We start from the raw sequence: 18658 nt of genomic DNA on the forward strand, positions 1-18658 counted from the left end.
CCGAAAATATTGGTTATTTGCGTTTTTTGGCCTCGCCTACCCCCCGCTGCTTTTAGTCAATATAATTATGATGCTTTACTGGCTGCTGCGTAAACGCTGGCAGTTCCTGTTTTCGCTGATTAGTATTTTACTTGGCTGGGGAGTACTCAACAACAATATTGGCTTAAGATTTAAATCGAGCTTTTCATTACCTCCGGGGCTTAATGCGGTGCACGTGATGACCTATAATGTGCATAATTTTAAGCATTTTGGTTTCAGCAACGATATATCAACCAAACAGGAGATCCTGAGCATCATTAATACCGAGCAGCCGGACGTGATAGGTTTCCAGGAGTTTTATACCCGCAATAAAGGCCAGTATGAAACGCGTGATTCTATCTGCAAAATTCTGGGCAGCAATAATTTTTATTTTGAGCCTTTTAACTTCAACAGTCTTGAGGCAATTGGTATGGCCATCTTTTCTAAATACCCTATTGTTTCAAAAGGCATGATCCGCCTTGTGGCCGATAAAACATCGGGCAACCAATGTTTATATGCCGATATTAAAAAGGGGGATAAAATTTTCAGGTATTATAATATCCACCTGCAATCCATCAACTTTGATCCGGTAGATTATAAATATCTCGACAGCGTATCTAAAAAAGGCAAAACAGATATCAAATCAACCCGGCGCCTGGGCAGTAAACTTAAAATAGCCTTTATGCGGCGGGCCGAACAGGTGATCAGAGTGAAAGAACACGCCGCCCAATGCCCATATCCATATATCATAGCCGGCGATTTCAATGATACCCCGTCATCCTTCGCGGTTAATCAAATGGCTAAAGGCCTAAATAATTCGTTTCGCGAAAAAGGCTCGGGTTTAGGCCGTACCTATAATGGCGATTTTCCCAATTACCAGATAGACTATATTATGAGCAGCCCTCAATTCTCGGTTTTTAATTATAAGGTTATCGAAAAAAAGCTTTCGGATCATTACCCTGTACGCAGCGACCTGATATTAAACTAACCGGATCTTTGCTCTTCATTTGTAAAAATAAAGCCTAAAGCCAGCGGGCAGTGGCTTAAAATTTAAAAAATCGTAAGTTTGCGCTCATGCAACAAAATTTGTTTGTTTACAACACTTTAACACGTAAAAAAGAATTATTTAAGCCCATTAACGCGCCACATGTTGGCATGTATGTTTGCGGGCCTACTGTTTATAGCGATGTTCACTTAGGCAACTGCCGTACTTATATATCTTTCGACCTCATGTTCAGGTACCTTACTGCCATTGGCTACAAGGTACGCTATGTACGTAACGTTACCGATGCCGGTCACCTTGAAGGTGATGCTGGCGACGAAGGCGAAGACAAAATTGCAAAAAAGGCCAAGCTGGCGCAGCTTGAACCTATGGAGATAGTGCAAAAATATACCGTTGGCTTCAGGGATGTGATGAAGGTGCTAAATAACTTGCCGCCAAGCATCGAGCCTACTGCAACCGGCCACATCATTGAGCAGATAGAAATGGTAAAAGTTATCCTTGAAAAAGGATACGCTTACGAGGTAGATGGCACCATTTACTTTGACGTTGAAAAATACAACAAAACAAAAGATTACGGGATCCTGAGCGGCCGCAACCTTGACGATTTGCTTAACAATACCCGCACACTTGGCGGGCAAGAGGAGAAACATGGTAAACTTGATTTTGCCTTGTGGATAAAAGCTAAACCCGAACACCTGATGAAATGGCCTTCGCCATGGGGTATTGGTTTTCCGGGCTGGCACCTGGAATGCTCGGCCATGAGCCAGAAATATCTTGGCAGCCACTTTGATATCCACGGCGGCGGGCTTGACCTGGTACCTACACACCACACCAACGAAATTGCTCAAAACGTAGCATGCTGCGGTACCAACCCGGCCAATTACTGGGTGCATACCAATATGCTTACGGTTAACGGGCAAAAAATGTCGAAATCGTTAGGTAACAGCTTTTTGCCACATGAATTATTCAGCGGCGAAAACTCGATATTGAACAAGGGCTACACCCCAATGACCGTTAGGTTTTTCATGCTGCAGGCCCATTACCGCAGTACGCTTGATTTTGGCAACGAAGCTATGGAAGCATCCGAAAAAGGCTTTAAACGTCTTATGAATGCTTTTGCCCTGCTTACAGATGGCTTAAAAGCATATGCCACTACTGAGGTTGAAATTGCACCGTTAATGGAGCGTTGCTATGCTGCCATGAATGATGACTTTAACAGCCCGGTGTTAATTGCCGAGTTATTTGAAGCATCGCGCATTATTAATTCGGTATATGATGGTAAGCTGAAAATTGATGCGGCTAACCTTGAGCAATTAACGGTATTGATGAATACGTTTGTTGTTGATGTGCTTGGCTTACAAAACGAGCAGGCCGCCAATGACGATTTGCCAAAAGTGTTAAACTTTATTGTTGACCTGCGCAGCGGAGCTAAAGCCAATAAAGATTACGCTACATCAGATAAGATTCGTGATGGTTTGTCGCAGATAGGTTTCCAGCTAAAAGATAGCAAAGAAGGCACTACCTGGAGCAAGGCCTGATAACAACAAGTTACAATTTTTTAAAGCGAGCTGTAATAGCTGAATAATTTGGCTAATGCAGCATCGCTTTTAAAATCAACTTTGTTGGCTTTAACATATTCCTGTATTTTGTCCGCTTTATCGCCTAATGCCGCGAGGATAGTTTTTTGCGATGGTTTGATTTTGGTCATCTTATTATCGGCAAACAGGTAGTAGCTGGTTGCTGTTATGAAAGTTTTGGTAGTTATCTGCGAAGCAAATCCTGTTGATTCCTGCACCTTCTTTTTGTAATAGTGAAGCAGTTTCACTTTTCCATCTCCTACTACCTGGTAAAAAGTTTTTGCTGTCTGATCGTCAACCGCCGGAAAACCGCTGCTGAAGTTCATATCTGTTTGATCGCTTCCTTCCAGGGTGATACCTTTTATTGAAAAACTCTTTACAGGCTCAACAAAAGCCTGCACCGATGAATCCTGCGGACTTTTAAACAGCAACTCATCGCCATAAACGTTATAATTTAATATCGCATTAGCTGTTTTACCATTAGCAAAGTCAACGGTACCTTTCAACCAGTTATCTGTAAGCAATGCGCTGCCTTGGATACCATCATTGGTTTTAAGATAATATGGGCGACCAGTGTAATCAGATAAATATTGCGCCTTAGCCTGAGCACATAACAGCAGGAGTGCAGCTATGCAAAAGAATTTATACCTTTTCATGAAAGCAATTTATATTGGTTTAAACAAAAGCGGACGTGGTTGGTTATGAAGATAACTGTTTTTTGTACAATTTCATAACTAAGTAAATTTAATTATTTACGCATATTTTACATGATCAAAACCGCTCGCTGCAATTATTTGCACATATCTTCGTTTCAGCATAAAATAAAAATAATGCAAGTGTTAAATTATGTTATGCTGCCCGACGCATTTTGAGTATTGCGTTCCTCACTAAAAATTTATTACTAAATTGCTCCCTAAAACCCGAATATAAATATGAAGAAAATAATATTAGCTGCTACATTTATTGGTTATAGTGCTTTTGCCTTCGCGCAGGACGCTGTTAATGTAAACAAGGTAGTTAGTGTTGAACAAGCTTTTGATAAGTTAGTTGAACGTAAAGGAATAAAAGATGGTTTCCTGGCGGTTGCCGACCCTGAAGGCATCATATTTAAGCCCGATGTAGTTAAAATTGTTGATTTTTATAGCAAAATAGATAAACAGGCCGGCAAACTGAGCTGGGAGCCTAAATTTGCCCGCATCTCAGCCAATGGTGACCTTGCCTTCACCGCTGGCCCTTATATATATCAAAACGGTAAAACCGAAGATGATAAAGTATTTGGCGATTATGTATCTATCTGGCGCACCAATACCGATGGTAAGCTGAAACTACTTATCGATTTAGGCATTCAGCATCCTGAAGCCGAGGAAGAAGCTGTTACCGATTTCAAAGAACCGGATCCGGCACAACGTTCAGGCCCAAGCAAAGACCCATTTGGCGCCAAAAACGTTATTATTGGTACCGATAAAACTTTCAACCATGGCTTAACACTATCGGCCATGGCCAGCTACAAAGAGTTTTTAAGCCCTGAAGGCCGTTATTACTTTCCCGGCTTCCCGCCAATGACCGGAACCGACGTGGTAATGAAGTTTATCAACAATGAAGCTATAAGCATCACCGCCGAAACTACCGATGGCGGCCGCGCGTCAAGTAATGACCTTGCCTATACTTATGGTCATGCCCGCATTACTAAAGGCAATGTTGTAGGCAATTACAATTACGTAAGGGTATGGGAAATTGACAAATCAAAAAGATGGAATATCCTACTTGAGATTTTCTCGCCAATTGAGAATGAATAGGTTCTGAATCAGAATTTACAGAATTAAAGAATTTTCAGAATAATATAAAAAACGGCCCCTACAAATTAGTTTTGCGGGGGCATTTTTTTGCTTAACCCAGCAAGGATACTGGGTTTGGACAGAGAATTCACTTTTTTTATAATGTAAAACAGAAAAGCCTTGCAAATTTGCAAGGCTTTCTACTTGTTCATGAAATTCTGTAAATCCTTTAATTCTGTAAATTCTGATTCCGACAATTAAAACAACTGCTCAATAATATCAGCAGCCGATAATCCTTCCGCTTCGGCATGGTAGCTGCGTACTATACGGTGGCTTAAAATAGGTTTGGCTACCGCCTGAACATCTTCAATATCGGGTGAGTATTTGCCGTTAAGTACAGCATGGCATTTAGCGCCTAACACCAAAAACTGCGATGCCCTTGGGCCCGCGCCCCAGCTTAGCAGGCGGTTAATCTGCGGTGTGGCAAACTCGCTGTTGGGGCGGGTTTTTGATACCAGTTTCACCGCGTATTCCATCACATTATCAGTAACCGGGATGTTGCGAACCAATTGTTGAAAATAAATAATCTGCTGGGCGTTTAATATTTTATTAACCTCTACTTTGTTAGTGCTTGTAGTATTTTTAACAACTTGCAACTCCTCTTTAAACGAAGGATAGCTTAGGGCTACGTTAAACATAAACCTATCCAGTTGGGCTTCGGGCAGGGGGTATGTACCTTCCTGCTCAATCGGGTTTTGGGTGGCCAGCACAAAAAATGGCTGTGCAAGCTTATGGGTTACACCGGCCGCTGTAACCGCTTTTTCCTGCATGGCTTCAAGCAATGCAGCCTGCGTTTTTGGAGGCGTACGGTTTATCTCATCGGCCAGGATAATGTTTGAAAAAACCGGGCCGTGAATGAACTTAAAGTTACGGTCTTCACCTAATATTTCAGAACCGATGATATCTGATGGCATTAGGTCGGGCGTAAACTGGATCCTTTTAAAATCAAGGTCAAGCACCTGCGATACCGTTTGCACCAGTAGGGTTTTTGCAAGCCCCGGTACACCAACCAATAAACAATGCCCGTTACTGAAAATAGATATCAGCACAAATTTTATCACTTCATCCTGGCCTACTATTACCTTGCCTATTTCGGCGCGAATTTGCTGGTAAGCCTGCTTTAAAGCGTCTGCAGCTTCTACATCAGAACGGTGTTGCATAAAATTATTTAGACGATGATTTGATTTTGGTTTCAGGGATCACAAGTGTGGGGTTGGTGTTTACCCATTTCTTCAACACATCATATTGCTGGTACTCTTTATCAATTTTGATAAAGGTTTCTTTGCGGCGTTTTTCAAACCACTGCGATACAGTCCTGTTAACCTTATCATTATAGGCATATTCCTTAAGTTTAGGAAAATCCTGCTCTAAGTTGGCTTTATGGGCATTAGTGGCCGATTTAAGCAATAAGATCTTGTAGCTTTTTTTACCATCGGCACCGGTGAACAGATCAGGTTTTGAAATACTGCCTACTTTCATGGTATCGGTAATCAAGGCTACTTTAGGATCAAGCTTATCGGTTGGGATGAAGGTTGAACGGCTTTGTACGTCTTCTGCGTTCAGCATCATACCACCGTTGTATTTGGTATCCTTATCATCTGAGTAGTATGCCGCCGCGCTTGAAAAATCGATAGCCATGTTTTTATCTTTTACAAGCAAATTGTAAATACTATCGGCCTTGGCCTTGGCCCTGTCTAAACTGGCCTGCGTAACAATCGGCGTAACCAGGATATGTCTTACGTGTACCTGCTCACCACGGCGCTCGATAACCTGTAAAAAGTGGAAACCGAAATCGGTTTCAAACACCTGCGAAATCTCGCCCGCCTTTAGCTTAAACGCGTTAGCGGTAAACTCCTTCACAAAAGTTGTACGATCGGCAAAACCAAGGTCACCACCTTCAGGCGCCGAACCCGGATCCTGGGAGTAAAGCCTCGCCAGTGTACCAAAGTCTTCGCCTTTTTTAACGCGCTGCCTTAATTCTTCGGCTTTAGCTTTATAAAGGTCTTTTTCTTCCTTAGTTAATTTAGGCTGAAACACGATCTCTCCAACTTCAACTTCCTTATTAAATGAAGGGAGACTATCTTTAGCGATGCCATCATAATATTTTTTAACGTCCTGAGGGGTAACGTTCAGTTTTTCGGTGATGTGCTGCTGCATTTTCTGGGCAACCATCTGCTCTTTCAAATCGGGCCTGATCTCGTCTTTATACTGGATAACTGAACGACCTAAAAAGGCTTCCAGTTTTTCCTGGCCACCGGCACGTTGCGTCATCTCGCGCATACGGCGGTCAACGTTGGCGTCAACATCTTCTTCTTTTACCTCGATACTATCTATAGCGGCCTGTTGTGCAAGCAGTTTTTGAGTTAGCAAAGTTTGTAAAATACGGGCTTTAACCGACGGATCTGGCTGATTTCCCTGTACCAGGAAATTGGCGTATGACAATTCGATATCTGATAGCAATATCGGGCTGTTACCCACTACCGCTGCAATTTTATCAAGGGTTTTGCCGGGTGTTGGTGCAGCAACCGAATCGGTCTTAACCAGTTTTTTTGCTGCCGTATCCGATGCTACCTGTGCCTTTGCAAATGTTATTGTTAAAATAAAACTAAGTACTAATACTCCTAACTTTCTCATGTAACGCTGTTATGCTAATAAAACGGGATACGCTAACCCGTTAAAAACTACGAATTTCGGTAAAATTTATTAATTATAGCTGAACAAATATTTTCTATAAAATCAGCCGCCTATAATTGTGCTAATATGCCTATAAAGCTTGAGATCGTTTAACTACTTTTGGTTAAAATTTGTTAAAGTGAAAGTTGAGAACCCGGCCGCGTTTCGTTTTTTGTTAGAGGATGAACTTTACCTGCTTAATGCAGATAAAATGTTGTATGATAAAATTGCTGAACCTGAACCTATCCCGGCAGTCCCATCATCTCCTGTTATTGAAAACACAAAAACCGAACCGATAATAACCAGTCCTTCTTTAGCTCCTGAACCTCAGCCTGTAATACAAACGCCAGCTGCTGAGTTTAAGTATATGGGCCAAAACTTAAAGAACTTCCTGGTACTTACACATTATACAACTACCGAATTTATAAAGGCCGAGCATTTAGCCGCGCTTGAAAGTATCCTGAAACGCAAGGAACTTGCCCCGGATGATATCGCGATATTTAACCTGGCTAATTACGGCGACACAAAATTTAGCCAGCTGAAGCCGTTTTTTAAACCAACCAGGGTACTTGTTTTGGGCGGAGACGCGCTGCCGCAGGATATCAAAGTGCTTAAACCCAATAAACCGGTAACCTCAAACGGAATTACCGTGCTTTACACCTATTCGTTTGATGAAATGATGGATAATGTGGATAATAAAAAGGCTTTCTGGGAACTGGTAAAAACATTATAAACCAAACTCATCATTAGATACCATGCAGCAATTAGTTTTCGCTACCAATAACCGTCATAAACTGGATGAGGTTTCGGCCAAACTCAACGGAGCTATTCAATTATTAACCCTGCACGATATTGGTTGCTATGATGATATAGAGGAAACCGGTACTACTTTTAAAGCTAACGCCTCAATCAAAAGTCACCACGTATATGCCGAATATAAACTTAACTGTTTTGGCGACGACAGCGGCCTGGAAATAGATGCCCTGAACGGCGAGCCCGGCGTTTACTCGGCCAGGTATGCGGGTACGCACGGTAACCATGCGGCCAACATCAGCAAAGTGCTTGATAATTTAAAAGGCGAAACAAATCGCAAAGCCCGTTTCCGTACCGTGATCTCTTTGATGTGGAATGGTGACGAACATTTTTTTGAAGGAACGGTTGAAGGCACCATCCGCCAGGAACTAAGTGGTAGCGGTGGTTTTGGCTATGATCCCATTTTTGAACCCGAAGGTTATGATATAACTTTTGCCGAAATGAGCATGGCAGAAAAAAACGCCATCAGCCACCGGGCAAAAGCAATGGAGCAACTGATTGCTTTTTTAAACAGGGCAGATAAATAGTAATAATCCCTAAACGGCCAACGCCACTTAACTAATACTTAAACGCACATCTACACAGGATTTTTTCTTATAAACTCCTGTGCACTAACATTAGATAAAACGTTTAACTGAATTTTATTCAATATTTTTAAATTTCCCGCAACCTTCCTCGTATTCAACCCGTAAAATAGAGCTATAAGGAATAACCTATGAACTTTATAAAACGAATCGGTAAAATTTTATCGGACAGAGACACCAATCCTAAGTTTGTTAACAGCCTTAAAAAGGTTCGCGAGGCCGATCAGCTTGCTGAAGCTATAAACAAAAGGTTAAATGAATTAGAAAAGCGCACACGTCAGCAAGCAGTGAATTTATAATTGTGCACTTTGGCAGGATTTATGCTATTTATGCATAAAATATACTGTCATGAAAAAGCTAATTCAAACCTCAATCGCAATCCTATCGCTTGTTCTGGTCATTTCGGCCTGTTCTTCAACCAAAAACACCACTACGTCTAACGTATCGCGCGGAAAATTTGTTGGTACCTGGACCTGTAATAATGTAAGCTATGATGGCCTTGTACAAAATGCAGTACAAAGCGTATTTGATCAGGCACCTCCCGAAGCATTTGTAGGCAGCACCTGGAAACTCACTAACAGCGGTAACGGTATTTATACCTTAACTAACGGAACATCTCAAACTATATTCTGGTCGGTTTATAACGGGGGTACAACCGGTACCCAATTCCAGTTCAAAAAACTTTACGAAGGCGATAAAGCTAAAAACGTAGCCGAAGGTTACCGCTTGGATATTGCCAATAACGACGGCTCGGCCATGACCCTGAAATCGCCGGTTACTGTAGGTAACAGCACAGGGTATATTGTATATTCATTTACTAAAAACCCGTAATTGAGGTTAAAGGATAAAGGCGAAAGGTTAAAGGTGCGTTTCCAGTCCGTAAAATAAAAAAGGCGAAGTTTGGGATATTTCAAACTTCGCCTTTTTCATTTTATGCGATAGGCAAAAACCTTTCGCCTTTTGCCTTTATCCTTTCACCTTATTCCTATCCTTTCAGCTTATTCCGCTGGTGCAAATTTTAAGCAAACCGGGTTACCGATATCAACTCTTATACCTGTTTGGTTAAGTTTACCGGTATTCTGATCTATCCTGAACACCCACATGTTATCGCTGTTCTGGTTTGCTACAATCAGGAAGTTACCTGTTGGATCGATAGCAAAATCGCGCGGGTTTTTACCGAAAGTTCCCTGGCGGGCTACAAAAGTAAGCAGACCTGTTTCGGGATTTACCGAGTAAATATTGATCTCGTTGGTTTCTAAACGGTTTGAAGCATAAAGAAAACGGCCATCTGGCGAAAGGTGGATAGCCGCGCCTGCGGTTTGACCTTTAAAGCCATCAGGCAACATGGTGATAGATTGCTTTTGTTTAAGTTTACCATTGTTATAATCAAACACAATCACGTTCGATCCCATTTCGGTTACCAGGTACACAGTTTTTTTATCGGCCGAAAACTCCAGGTGCCTTGGGCCTTCGCCTGGCGCAACACTCACAAAGGCAGGTGTTGCCGGTTCAATACGAGGCTCTTTTGATGGGCGGTAACGGAATACATTTATCTTATCGGTACCAAGGTCATTATACAATACATACTTCTCATCGGGAGTAAGTACAGCCATGTGCGCGTGTGCCGACTCCTGTCTTTCCTTATTTATACTATGGCCATCGTCATGCACAGTTTGAATGCCATTAGCAATCGAACCATCTTTATTTAAAGGCATCACCGCCACATTACCACTTGAGTAGTTAGCTATGAGCAGGTTTTTCTGCGCCTTATCAACCGAGATATAGCACGGATCGGCACCTAAAGTTGATTGTTTGTTGATAAAAGTCATTTTGCCGGTTTTAGGCTCAAATGAAAAGGCGCTTACCTCACCTTTAGGCAACTCGTTAACGGCATAAATAAATTTATTGTTGGCGCTTAATGTCAGGTAAGATGGATTATCAACACCATCAATTTCACTCAAGTAAGCCAACTTGCCGGTTTCGGCGTAAAAGCGGTACACAACAATACCTTTGCTTTTGCCGGTAGTATACGTGCCCACCACAAGGTCGAAGGTTTTAGGTCCCGTTTTTTTATTTTGTGCAAATGTGAGCGCCGGAGAAAGCATAGCTATGATCAAAAGAAATTTCTTCATGGTTGATTGTTTGATGGTTATTGCTGTGCAAGATAGTAAAATAGACAAAAAAAATGCCCCGCTGTTTAGCGGGGCATTTTTTTTATTTCATCAGGTGTTTTAACTGGATAATCTCTTTTTCGTCGAGATAACGCCAGCGGCCACGCGGAAGGTCTTTTTTGGTAAGGTTGGCATAAACCACCCTGTCCAGCTTTACAACTTCGTAACCAAGGTGCTCAAACATACGGCGAACGATACGGTTTTTGCCGCTGTGGATCTGGATGCCGATCTCACGTTTTGAACCACCGGTAACATATGATACCGAGTCGGGCTTAATTACACCATCTTCCAGTTCAAGACCGAAAGTTAATTTATTTAAATCGCCCTGGCTTAAACTTTTGCTAAGTTCAACCTGGTATAGTTTGGTGATGCTGTTACGTGGATGCGAAAGCTTATCGGCCAGATCTCCATCGTTTGTCATTAATAACAAACCGGTAGTGTTACGGTCAAGACGGCCAACCGGGTAAATACGCTCACGGGTAGCTTTTTCAACCAGATGCATTACTGTACGGCGCTCTTGCGGGTCATCAGTTGTAGTGATGTAATCCTTTGGTTTATTTAATAATACATAAACCATTTTTTCGCGTTTAAGCGTTTCGCCGTTATATTTAATAGTGTCTTTAAGCGGGTTCACTTTAGTGCCCAGCTCAGTTACAACTTCGCCATTTACAGATACTACGCCCGCGGTAATCAACTCATCGGCTTTACGGCGTGAGCAGATACCTGCATTTGATATGTAACGGTTTAAACGGATCAGTCCGTCGTCTTCTGTTTTTTTAGCAGGAGCGTTTTTACGGCCACGCATGGTTTTAGGGGCATCCTGTTGGTTTTCCCTGTCATGCGGCCTGTGCGCAGGCCTTTCACCAAATGGTGATTTCTCTTTAAAACCGCCTTCGCGTTTTCTGAAACCGCCCTCGGTTCCCCGTGGTGCAAACTTACGCTCGCCGGCTGCATCACCACCAAAGCTTCTTTTAGGCTTACCTTCAAAGCTTGCTGATGAGCGGGTGCGCGGAGATGAGTAAGGTTTTTTCTCGCCTTGTGCATCGCCACCGAAACTTCTTTTCGGCCTTTCGCTATCACCGGTTGTGGGTCTGCCGCTGTAAGGTTTACGTGGGCCACCGCTAAATGACTTTCTTTCGCCGGTACTGTCACCGCCGAAATTCCTTTTTGGCCTGTCTTCACCGTCGCCGGCAGGCCTGCCTGAGTATGGCCTTGGCTTACCGCCAGATCTTTTATCTCCAGATGATGAACCGTCCCTAAAATTGCTTTTGGGCTTATCGTCACTGAACCTGTTGCTTTGGAATGTTTTTTCCGGTCTGGAAAATATTTTTTTCTCTCCGTTTGGAGTAGCTTTACCTTTTGGGGTTGATGCTGATTTTTTTGGTCGGTCGTCGGATTTTGAACTCCTTGATGACGACTTTCCGGGTTTGTCGTCGCGACTACCTGCTGGTCTCTTAAATACCATAATTTTTTGTTTAGCGCTTTCGCAGCGTGAGGGTCAAAGTTACGCTTTTTTGCCAATTTCCATCTAAAAAAATCAAAAAAATATCACTAAACAAAATCGCCGTTTAAACGGTTTTAAAGGCGGTTTTTGAACCGAAAACCACGTCTAAAAAAATTAGCAAAATGCTAAGTATTTGATTATGTGATTCGTATGACATACCTTTGCAGCGCATTCTACCCAATGTATAGTTAAATGATAGGACAAGAAATGATTAAAAAACACTTACTTACGTGCTCCGTAACGCTGGTGCTGGTTCTCATTTCCGGGCTTAATATTTTCGGTAAAATTGTTACCCAAAAAGGCACAAAAAAAGCCTCTTTGAGCCCCCGAACCTCAGATTTTATTTTTATTAAAAGCACATCGGCTGTTACTTACAACTTTGCCGATGAAGCTTTACCAGTTAATGACGCAAGAGTTACCTTTAAACTCAATAAATCGCTCAGGCAACATGACTTTAAAAGTGTGCAAAGCAATATTTTGCATCGTAAGGCCGAGTTGTGGTTCCCGATTATTGAACCGATTTTGAAGTTTTACGGTATCCCTGAAGATTTTAAGTATGTACCATTGGTCGAGTCGGGCCTTAAATCGGGTACATCATCTAAAGGCGCGTCGGGCTTTTGGCAATTCATGCCGGGTACAGCACGTACCTACGGACTCAGAGTAGGCCATGGTGTTGATGAGCGGAAAAACCTTCGCAAATCAACCATTGCAGCCTGCAAGTATATCAAAGAACTATACGATCAATTTAACAGCTGGACACTGGCGGCTGCAGCTTACAACAATGGCTCAATCAAATTAGCACGAGCCATTAATAAGCAAAATGAAGATAACTACTTTCGTATGAAGCTGAACCGCGAAACCGGTTCATATGTTTACAAGCTGATTGCCATGAAAGCTATTATCGAGCAGCCGAAGGAGCACGGATATGATAATTATTTTTATATCCCGCCTGCATCTCAGTTGCTGGCAATTAATTAATGACAGGTAATCATACTGTAAATTAATTAAAAGATTACATTACGGAGCACTTTGAGGCCGGTTATCCACAGTGGATAACCGGCCTTTTTTGCTTATATTTGTAGCAAACTATTGATGGTTTAAGCCAAAAATTTTAGGAAAGCAGCCTTTTGTAAAAATCTGGCAACTATAATAATTAGCTTCAAACAATGTCAATAAATCCATATTAATAAAGTATGAGTACAAAACCTCTTGTTGACCTGGGCGAGCAAAGTGAAGTTGAAGTTTATGGGGCCCGGGTGCATAACCTGAAAAATATAGATGTTTCGTTTCCGCGTAATCAACTAGTGGTAATTACCGGGCTTAGCGGCAGCGGTAAATCATCACTGGCGTTTGATACTATTTACGCCGAAGGCCAGCGTCGTTATATGGAAACATTTTCAGCCTATTCGCGCCAGTTTATGGGTGGCATGGAAAGGCCGGATGTGGATAAGGTATCGGGCCTGAGCCCTGTTATTGCCATTGAGCAAAAAACCACCAGCAAAAACCCGCGTTCAACTGTAGGTACCATTACCGAGATCTACGATTTTATGCGTTTGCTGTTTGCCCGTGCGGGTGATGCTTACTCTTACACCACCGGTGAAAAGATGGAGCGCATGAGCGAAGACCAAATCCTGAAAACCATCGCCGAAAAATTTGATGGAGAGCCGGTTAATATCCTGGCCCCGGTGGTAAAGGCACGTAAAGGCCACTACCGTGAGTTGTTCGAGTCTATCCGCAAGCAAGGTTTTTTAAAAGTTTGGGTTGATGGCGCCATTGCCGATGTTGAACCCAAAATGCAGGTTGACCGTTACAAGATCCACGATATTGATATTGTGGTTGACCGCCTGGTGGTTAGCGAAAAGGACAGCAAGCGTTTATATACCTCCGTTCAGCAGGCTTTAAAAATTGCTAAAGGCATCATCCGTATTGCCGATAAAGACAATAACGTATCCTATTATAGTAAATACCTGATGGATCCGGTTTCGGGTATCTCGTATGATGAACCTCAACCAAATACTTTCTCGTTTAACTCACCTTATGGTGCCTGCGAAAAATGTAACGGACTGGGTTATATTTTTGAAGTTGATGAAGCTTCGGTAATTCCTAACCCGAAACTCAGCATCATGAATGGCGGTTTAGCCCCTATTGGCGAGTACCGCGAAACATGGATTTTCCAGGTGCTGAAATCGCTGGCAAAAAAATATGAGTTTTCGTTATCAACCCCTATCGAAAAACTTAACCGCGATCAGCTGGATATGATCCTGAACGGTGCACCGGAAACATTGAGTGTTGCCGTTGAATATAACAAGTGGAACGTTCAAAGCTACCAGATCACGTTTGAAGGGATCATCCGCATGCTGGAAGAACAGCAGGAACGTCGCAACGACGAAGGCATGGACGACATGGAGAACTACCGTGTGCTCCGCACCTGCCCGGTTTGCGAAGGGGCAAGGCTTAAAAAGGAGTCACTACATTTTAAGGTAGATGGCAAAAATATATTTGAACTGGCCTGCATGGATATCAACCACCTGCAGGAATGGTTTGATGGCCTGGAAGACCGCCTCAACGAACGTCAGAATGTTATTGCTAAAGAGATCCTGAAAGAGATCCGAGCACGTATTGTGTTTTTACTGGATGTTGGTCTGAGTTATTTAACGCTTGACCGTACGGCTAAAACCCTTTCGGGTGGTGAAGCGCAACGTATCAGGCTGGCTACACAAATTGGTTCGCAACTGATGAACGTGATGTACATTTTGGATGAGCCAAGTATTGGTTTGCACCAGCGCGACAATGAGCGATTGATCAACGCGCTTAAAAATCTGCGCGATTTGGGTAACACCGTACTGGTTGTTGAACACGATAAAGACATGATACTGGAAGCCGACCATGTAATCGATATGGGCCCGGCAGCGGGTGTGCATGGCGGCCAGGTTGTTGCCGAAGGTACTCCGGCCCAGTTAATGGAAAAACACACGCTTACCACATCATATATTAATGGCGAGCGTGAAATCGCTATACCTAAAAAACGCCGCGAAGGCAATGGTAAAACCCTGAGCCTGAAAAAAGCTACGGGCCATAATTTGAAAAAAGTATCTGTTGATTTTCCTTTGGGTAAACTCATCGGCATAACAGGCGTATCCGGCAGTGGTAAATCAAGTTTGATCACCGAAACATTATACCCTATCCTGAACCACCATTTCTTCAGGGCGAAGAAACAACCGCTGCCTTATGAAAAAATTGAGGGACTGGAGCATATTGATAAAGTAATTGAGATCGACCAGACGCCTATCGGGCGTACGCCGCGCTCAAACCCGGCTACTTATACCGGGGTGTTCTCGGATATCCGCAACTTGTTTGTGGCGCTGCCCGAGTCGAGGATCAGGGGTTATAAACCCGGTCGTTTCTCGTTCAACGTAAAAGGCGGCCGCTGTGAAACTTGCCAGGGAGCTGGTATGAAGGTGATTGAAATGAACTTTTTACCCGATGTGCAGGTTCCTTGCGAAGAATGCGGCGGCAGACGCTACAACCGCGAAACGCTTGAGGTACGCTACCGGGGCAAATCCATCAGTGATGTACTGGATATGAGCATTGAAGATGCTACGCCATTTTTTGAGCACATTCCGTCTATCTATCGTAAAGTAAAAACGCTAAACGATGTAGGCTTGGGTTATATCACCTTAGGTCAGGCTTCAACCACGCTATCGGGTGGTGAGGCACAACGTGTTAAACTGGCTACCGAACTGTCTAAAAAAGACACGGGCAACACCTTTTATATATTGGATGAACCAACCACAGGTTTACACTTTGAAGATATCAACGTGTTGTTAGGCGTACTTAATCAATTGGTTGATAAAGGCAATACCGTTTTGGTGATTGAACACAACCTTGATGTTATTAAAGTAGTTGACCACGTAATTGACCTTGGCCCCGAAGGAGGCTCAGGCGGAGGTAACATCCTGTTCTCCGGTACTCCTGAAGGTTTGTGCAAGGTAAAGAACAGCTTCACAGGCAAGTTTCTGAAAAAAGAAATGGGATTGCAATAGTTATCCCAAACTTACGAAGTTTTAAAAACTTCGTAAGTTTGATTCGATCCAGGACAATCAACAAATAATTTAACAGCGTATACCTGATCGGATATGCTGTTTTTGTTTTATATCTTTAATAGATGGAAGCAATAACGATTAAACATTTTAAGAAAAATATAAAATCGTGTTTTGATAAGGTCTGTGCTGATCGTAAGCCACTTGTGGTTACAGATATCTCGCACGGTGATATTGTAATCTTGTCGAAGGCCGAATACGACAGCATGGAAGAAACTTTCTATCTTCTTAAAAATCCGAGAAATGCTGCCAGGCTACTACAAGGCACTGAGGAATATAAACAAAACAAGTAAGTTCTAAATCTCCATTCCTTTCCTTAGCTTTATCTTTTTAACAACACCTTCATGAAAAAAATATTACTCGCGCTATTTATAGCAGGTTCGTTTGCGGCCTGTAATCAGCCTAAGCCAAACGATACAGGCAGTGCTATCCCAGCCAATAAAGATTTGGCAAAAGTTTTTGAAGATTACTTTCAGGATGGCTTAAAGCTTTACCCGCTTAATGCCACCTACATTGGCGACAGGCGCTATAATGACCTGTTACCCAATGACGGCTCGGCCGAGTTTTTGAAAAAAGCATATGATTACAACTCAGTTTACCTATCGAAAGTAAAAAACTTTGAAAGAGCCGAGTTGAATACTGACGACCAGCTATCCTATGATATTTTCACTTACGAGGTACAGCTATCGCTTGATAACTTTAAGCACCATTTTGAGTATATGCCATTCAACCAGTTTTATGCCCTACCCATTACCATGGGGCAATTAGGCTCGGGTTCGGGAGCGCAACCTTTTAAAACTGTTGTTGATTATAACGACTGGCTTAAACGCTTATCGGCTTTCCAGATCTGGGCTGATACTGCCATCTCTAATTTTAACAAAGGCATCAAAGCGGGTGTAGTGTTACCGAAATCACTGGTTGTTAAAATGATTCCTGAATTGCAGGATCTGGTATCAAAAGATGTAGAAAAAAGTTTATTCTACGGGCCGGTTACCAACATGCCAAAAGATTTTTCGGATGCTGACAAAAAGCAACTGACCGAAGCGTATAAAAAAGCTATCACTACCATAGTTAACCCTACATACCAAAAACTGGCCGATTACCTGAAAAACCAGTACCTGCCGCACGCGCGTGCTACCTCAGGCTTTTCATCGTTACCGGATGGTACCGCCAAATACACTTACTTAGTTAAACAGCAAACCACTACCGATAAAACCCCTGAAGAAATTTATCAGCTGGGCTTAAAAGAAGTCGCCCGCATCCGCGGATTGATGGACAGTATCAAAACCAGTGTTGGCTTTAAAGGCGATCTGAAAGCGTTTTTCGAATACATGAAAACCGACCCTAAGTTTACGCCTTATAAAACACCTAAGGATGTGCTTGATGCTTTTGAAAATATTCACAAACGCATGGAGCCCAACCTGAAAAAAATGTTTAACCATGTGCCTAAAACTCCGTTCGAGATCAGGCAGACCGAGGCTTTCCGTGCGGCATCTGCCAGTGCGGAGTATAACCAGGGTTCGGCAGACGGCACCCGTCCGGGCATTTTTTATGTACCGATACTGGATGCCACCAAGTTCAATACCACATCAGGCATGGAGTCGTTGTTTTTACATGAGGCTATCCCTGGTCATCATTACCAGATCTCTCTAACCCAGGAAAATACATCATTGCCGAAATTCCGCCGGTTTGATCCCGGAGAAACGGCATACGTAGAAGGCTGGGCGCTGTATTGTGAATCCCTGGGTAAAGAACTGGGATTATACACCGACCCATACCAGCATATGGGGGCCTTGGGCGATGAAATTCACCGCGCAATCCGTTTGGTAGTTGACGTTGCCATCCACACCAAAGGCATGACCCGCGAACAGGCCATTAAATATATGATGGATAACGAAGCCATCAGCGAGCAGGGAGCAACCGCCGAAATTGAACGCTACATGGCTATCCCCGGTCAGGCGTTGAGCTACAAAATAGGTGCGCTCAAAATCCGTGAGCTACGTAACAAATATGAAAAACAATTAGGCAGCAAGTTCAATATCGCCGAATTCCATAACCAGGTACTAAAAGATGGCGCTATGCCGATGGCTGTTTTTGAAGCTAAAATGGATGCCTGGGCTGCGAAGTAGTAGTAAAAGAAAATCACTACAGTAAAAAAAGCGTCATTACGAGGAACGAAGCAATCCCCGATTAGCAGGTCCGCCCTGTATAGTTTGAGATTGCTTCGTTCCTCATTCTTATTACAACACAAAACATCTTTTTCGATAAGTACAGCAGGCTTACATGGCGAAGAAGATGCTTCGTTCCTCAGCATGACAAGCGGTTAAAATGGGGGGCATACTGAGCCTGTCGAAGCATGGTGGGCAGGGCCTCTGCGCGC

At 42.9% G+C, this 18658-nt stretch carries 16 protein-coding genes; 11 read left to right on the forward strand and 5 right to left on the reverse strand.

Annotation, left to right across the window (positions count from 1 at the left end; translation table 11 throughout):
* The first annotated feature begins 67 nt into the window (after positions 1 to 67).
* Both EAH55_RS04950 and cysS read left to right on the forward strand, forming a co-directional pair.
* A complete protein-coding gene (locus EAH55_RS04950) occupies positions 68 to 1006 on the forward strand; it encodes an endonuclease/exonuclease/phosphatase family protein (protein WP_162996747.1) in 939 nt (312 codons plus the stop codon).
* A gap of 86 nt (positions 1007 to 1092) precedes the next feature.
* Positions 1093 to 2559, forward strand: coding sequence for a cysteine--tRNA ligase (gene cysS / locus EAH55_RS04955; RefSeq protein ID WP_121808693.1), 1467 nt, complete (start codon positions 1093 to 1095; stop codon positions 2557 to 2559).
* A gap of 20 nt (positions 2560 to 2579) precedes the next feature.
* On the opposite strand, the gene EAH55_RS04960 is transcribed toward cysS, so the two are convergent.
* Positions 2580 to 3254 carry a hypothetical protein gene (locus EAH55_RS04960; protein ID WP_121808694.1) on the reverse strand — a complete coding sequence of 225 codons (675 nt, stop codon included), beginning with the start codon at positions 3252 to 3254 and terminating at the stop codon, positions 2580 to 2582.
* 276 nt (positions 3255 to 3530) lie between these two features.
* On the opposite strand from EAH55_RS04960, the gene EAH55_RS04965 reads away from it, so the two are divergent.
* A complete protein-coding gene (locus tag EAH55_RS04965; protein ID WP_121808695.1) occupies positions 3531 to 4394 on the forward strand; it encodes a Cif family virulence factor in 864 nt (287 codons plus the stop codon).
* Positions 4395 to 4630: 236 nt separating this feature from the next.
* On the opposite strand, the gene EAH55_RS04970 is transcribed toward EAH55_RS04965, so the two are convergent.
* Together EAH55_RS04970 and EAH55_RS04975 are read right to left on the reverse strand one after the other, a co-directional pair.
* Entirely contained in the window at positions 4631 to 5593 is a 963-nt protein-coding gene (locus EAH55_RS04970) for an AAA family ATPase (RefSeq protein WP_121232581.1), read from the reverse strand.
* 4 nt (positions 5594 to 5597) lie between these two features.
* Positions 5598 to 7067 carry a peptidylprolyl isomerase gene (locus EAH55_RS04975; RefSeq protein ID WP_121808696.1) on the reverse strand — a complete coding sequence of 490 codons (1470 nt, stop codon included), beginning with the start codon at positions 7065 to 7067 and terminating at the stop codon, positions 5598 to 5600.
* 178 nt (positions 7068 to 7245) lie between these two features.
* Between EAH55_RS04975 and EAH55_RS04980 the strand changes: the two genes are divergently transcribed.
* The 4 genes from EAH55_RS04980 to EAH55_RS04990 all read left to right on the forward strand — a co-directional run bounded on the left by EAH55_RS04980 (position 7246) and on the right by EAH55_RS04990 (position 9334).
* Positions 7246 to 7839 carry a hypothetical protein gene (locus tag EAH55_RS04980; RefSeq protein WP_162996748.1) on the forward strand — a complete coding sequence of 198 codons (594 nt, stop codon included), beginning with the start codon at positions 7246 to 7248 and terminating at the stop codon, positions 7837 to 7839.
* 22 nt (positions 7840 to 7861) lie between these two features.
* Entirely contained in the window at positions 7862 to 8446 is a 585-nt protein-coding gene (locus tag EAH55_RS04985) for a non-canonical purine NTP diphosphatase (RefSeq protein WP_121808698.1), read from the forward strand.
* 188 nt (positions 8447 to 8634) lie between these two features.
* Positions 8635 to 8802 carry a hypothetical protein gene (locus EAH55_RS30810; protein WP_154402448.1) on the forward strand — a complete coding sequence of 56 codons (168 nt, stop codon included), beginning with the start codon at positions 8635 to 8637 and terminating at the stop codon, positions 8800 to 8802.
* A 49-nt stretch (positions 8803 to 8851) separates the two neighbouring features.
* Entirely contained in the window at positions 8852 to 9334 is a 483-nt protein-coding gene (locus tag EAH55_RS04990) for a hypothetical protein (protein WP_112570720.1), read from the forward strand.
* Between the two features lie 167 nt (positions 9335 to 9501).
* Here EAH55_RS04990 and EAH55_RS04995 read toward each other — a convergent pair whose 3' ends face one another.
* Both EAH55_RS04995 and EAH55_RS05000 read right to left on the reverse strand, forming a co-directional pair.
* Positions 9502 to 10635 carry a lactonase family protein gene (locus tag EAH55_RS04995; RefSeq protein ID WP_121808699.1) on the reverse strand — a complete coding sequence of 378 codons (1134 nt, stop codon included), beginning with the start codon at positions 10633 to 10635 and terminating at the stop codon, positions 9502 to 9504.
* 82 nt (positions 10636 to 10717) lie between these two features.
* A complete protein-coding gene (locus EAH55_RS05000) occupies positions 10718 to 12139 on the reverse strand; it encodes a pseudouridine synthase (RefSeq protein WP_121808700.1) in 1422 nt (473 codons plus the stop codon).
* A 246-nt stretch (positions 12140 to 12385) separates the two neighbouring features.
* On the opposite strand from EAH55_RS05000, the gene EAH55_RS05005 reads away from it, so the two are divergent.
* The 4 genes from EAH55_RS05005 (at position 12386) to EAH55_RS05020 (ending at position 18407) form a co-directional block, all read left to right on the forward strand.
* Positions 12386 to 13156, forward strand: coding sequence for a lytic transglycosylase domain-containing protein (locus EAH55_RS05005; protein ID WP_112571526.1), 771 nt, complete (start codon positions 12386 to 12388; stop codon positions 13154 to 13156).
* Between the two features lie 215 nt (positions 13157 to 13371).
* A complete protein-coding gene (gene uvrA, locus EAH55_RS05010; RefSeq protein ID WP_121808701.1) occupies positions 13372 to 16221 on the forward strand; it encodes an excinuclease ABC subunit UvrA in 2850 nt (949 codons plus the stop codon).
* Between the two features lie 122 nt (positions 16222 to 16343).
* The gene (locus EAH55_RS05015) at positions 16344 to 16571 is read left to right on the forward strand and encodes a type II toxin-antitoxin system Phd/YefM family antitoxin (protein WP_121808702.1); all 228 of its coding nucleotides are present in this window, start codon (positions 16344 to 16346) and stop codon (positions 16569 to 16571) included.
* A gap of 51 nt (positions 16572 to 16622) precedes the next feature.
* Positions 16623 to 18407, forward strand: coding sequence for a DUF885 domain-containing protein (locus tag EAH55_RS05020; protein ID WP_121808703.1), 1785 nt, complete (start codon positions 16623 to 16625; stop codon positions 18405 to 18407).
* Positions 18408 to 18658 lie beyond the last annotated feature (251 nt).

This window comes from Mucilaginibacter kameinonensis, from assembly GCF_003675385.1.
Classification (GTDB): Bacteria; Bacteroidota; Bacteroidia; order Sphingobacteriales; family Sphingobacteriaceae; genus Mucilaginibacter; species Mucilaginibacter kameinonensis.

Coding starts and splice junctions, on each gene's coding strand:
- EAH55_RS04990 (WP_112570720.1), top strand. CDS start 8,852: ATGAAAAAGCTAATTCAAACCTCAATCGCAATCCTATCGCTTGTTCTG.
- EAH55_RS05000 (WP_121808700.1), bottom strand. CDS start 12,139: ATGGTATTTAAGAGACCAGCAGGTAGTCGCGACGACAAACCCGGAAAG.
- EAH55_RS04970 (WP_121232581.1), bottom strand. CDS start 5,593: ATGCAACACCGTTCTGATGTAGAAGCTGCAGACGCTTTAAAGCAGGCT.
- EAH55_RS05005 (WP_112571526.1), top strand. CDS start 12,386: ATGATTAAAAAACACTTACTTACGTGCTCCGTAACGCTGGTGCTGGTT.
- uvrA (WP_121808701.1), top strand. CDS start 13,372: ATGAGTACAAAACCTCTTGTTGACCTGGGCGAGCAAAGTGAAGTTGAA.
- EAH55_RS05015 (WP_121808702.1), top strand. CDS start 16,344: ATGGAAGCAATAACGATTAAACATTTTAAGAAAAATATAAAATCGTGT.
- EAH55_RS30810 (WP_154402448.1), top strand. CDS start 8,635: ATGAACTTTATAAAACGAATCGGTAAAATTTTATCGGACAGAGACACC.
- EAH55_RS04975 (WP_121808696.1), bottom strand. CDS start 7,067: ATGAGAAAGTTAGGAGTATTAGTACTTAGTTTTATTTTAACAATAACA.
- EAH55_RS04985 (WP_121808698.1), top strand. CDS start 7,862: ATGCAGCAATTAGTTTTCGCTACCAATAACCGTCATAAACTGGATGAG.
- EAH55_RS04995 (WP_121808699.1), bottom strand. CDS start 10,635: ATGAAGAAATTTCTTTTGATCATAGCTATGCTTTCTCCGGCGCTCACA.
- EAH55_RS04965 (WP_121808695.1), top strand. CDS start 3,531: ATGAAGAAAATAATATTAGCTGCTACATTTATTGGTTATAGTGCTTTT.
- EAH55_RS04950 (WP_162996747.1), top strand. CDS start 68: ATGATGCTTTACTGGCTGCTGCGTAAACGCTGGCAGTTCCTGTTTTCG.
- EAH55_RS05020 (WP_121808703.1), top strand. CDS start 16,623: ATGAAAAAAATATTACTCGCGCTATTTATAGCAGGTTCGTTTGCGGCC.
- EAH55_RS04960 (WP_121808694.1), bottom strand. CDS start 3,254: ATGAAAAGGTATAAATTCTTTTGCATAGCTGCACTCCTGCTGTTATGT.
- cysS (WP_121808693.1), top strand. CDS start 1,093: ATGCAACAAAATTTGTTTGTTTACAACACTTTAACACGTAAAAAAGAA.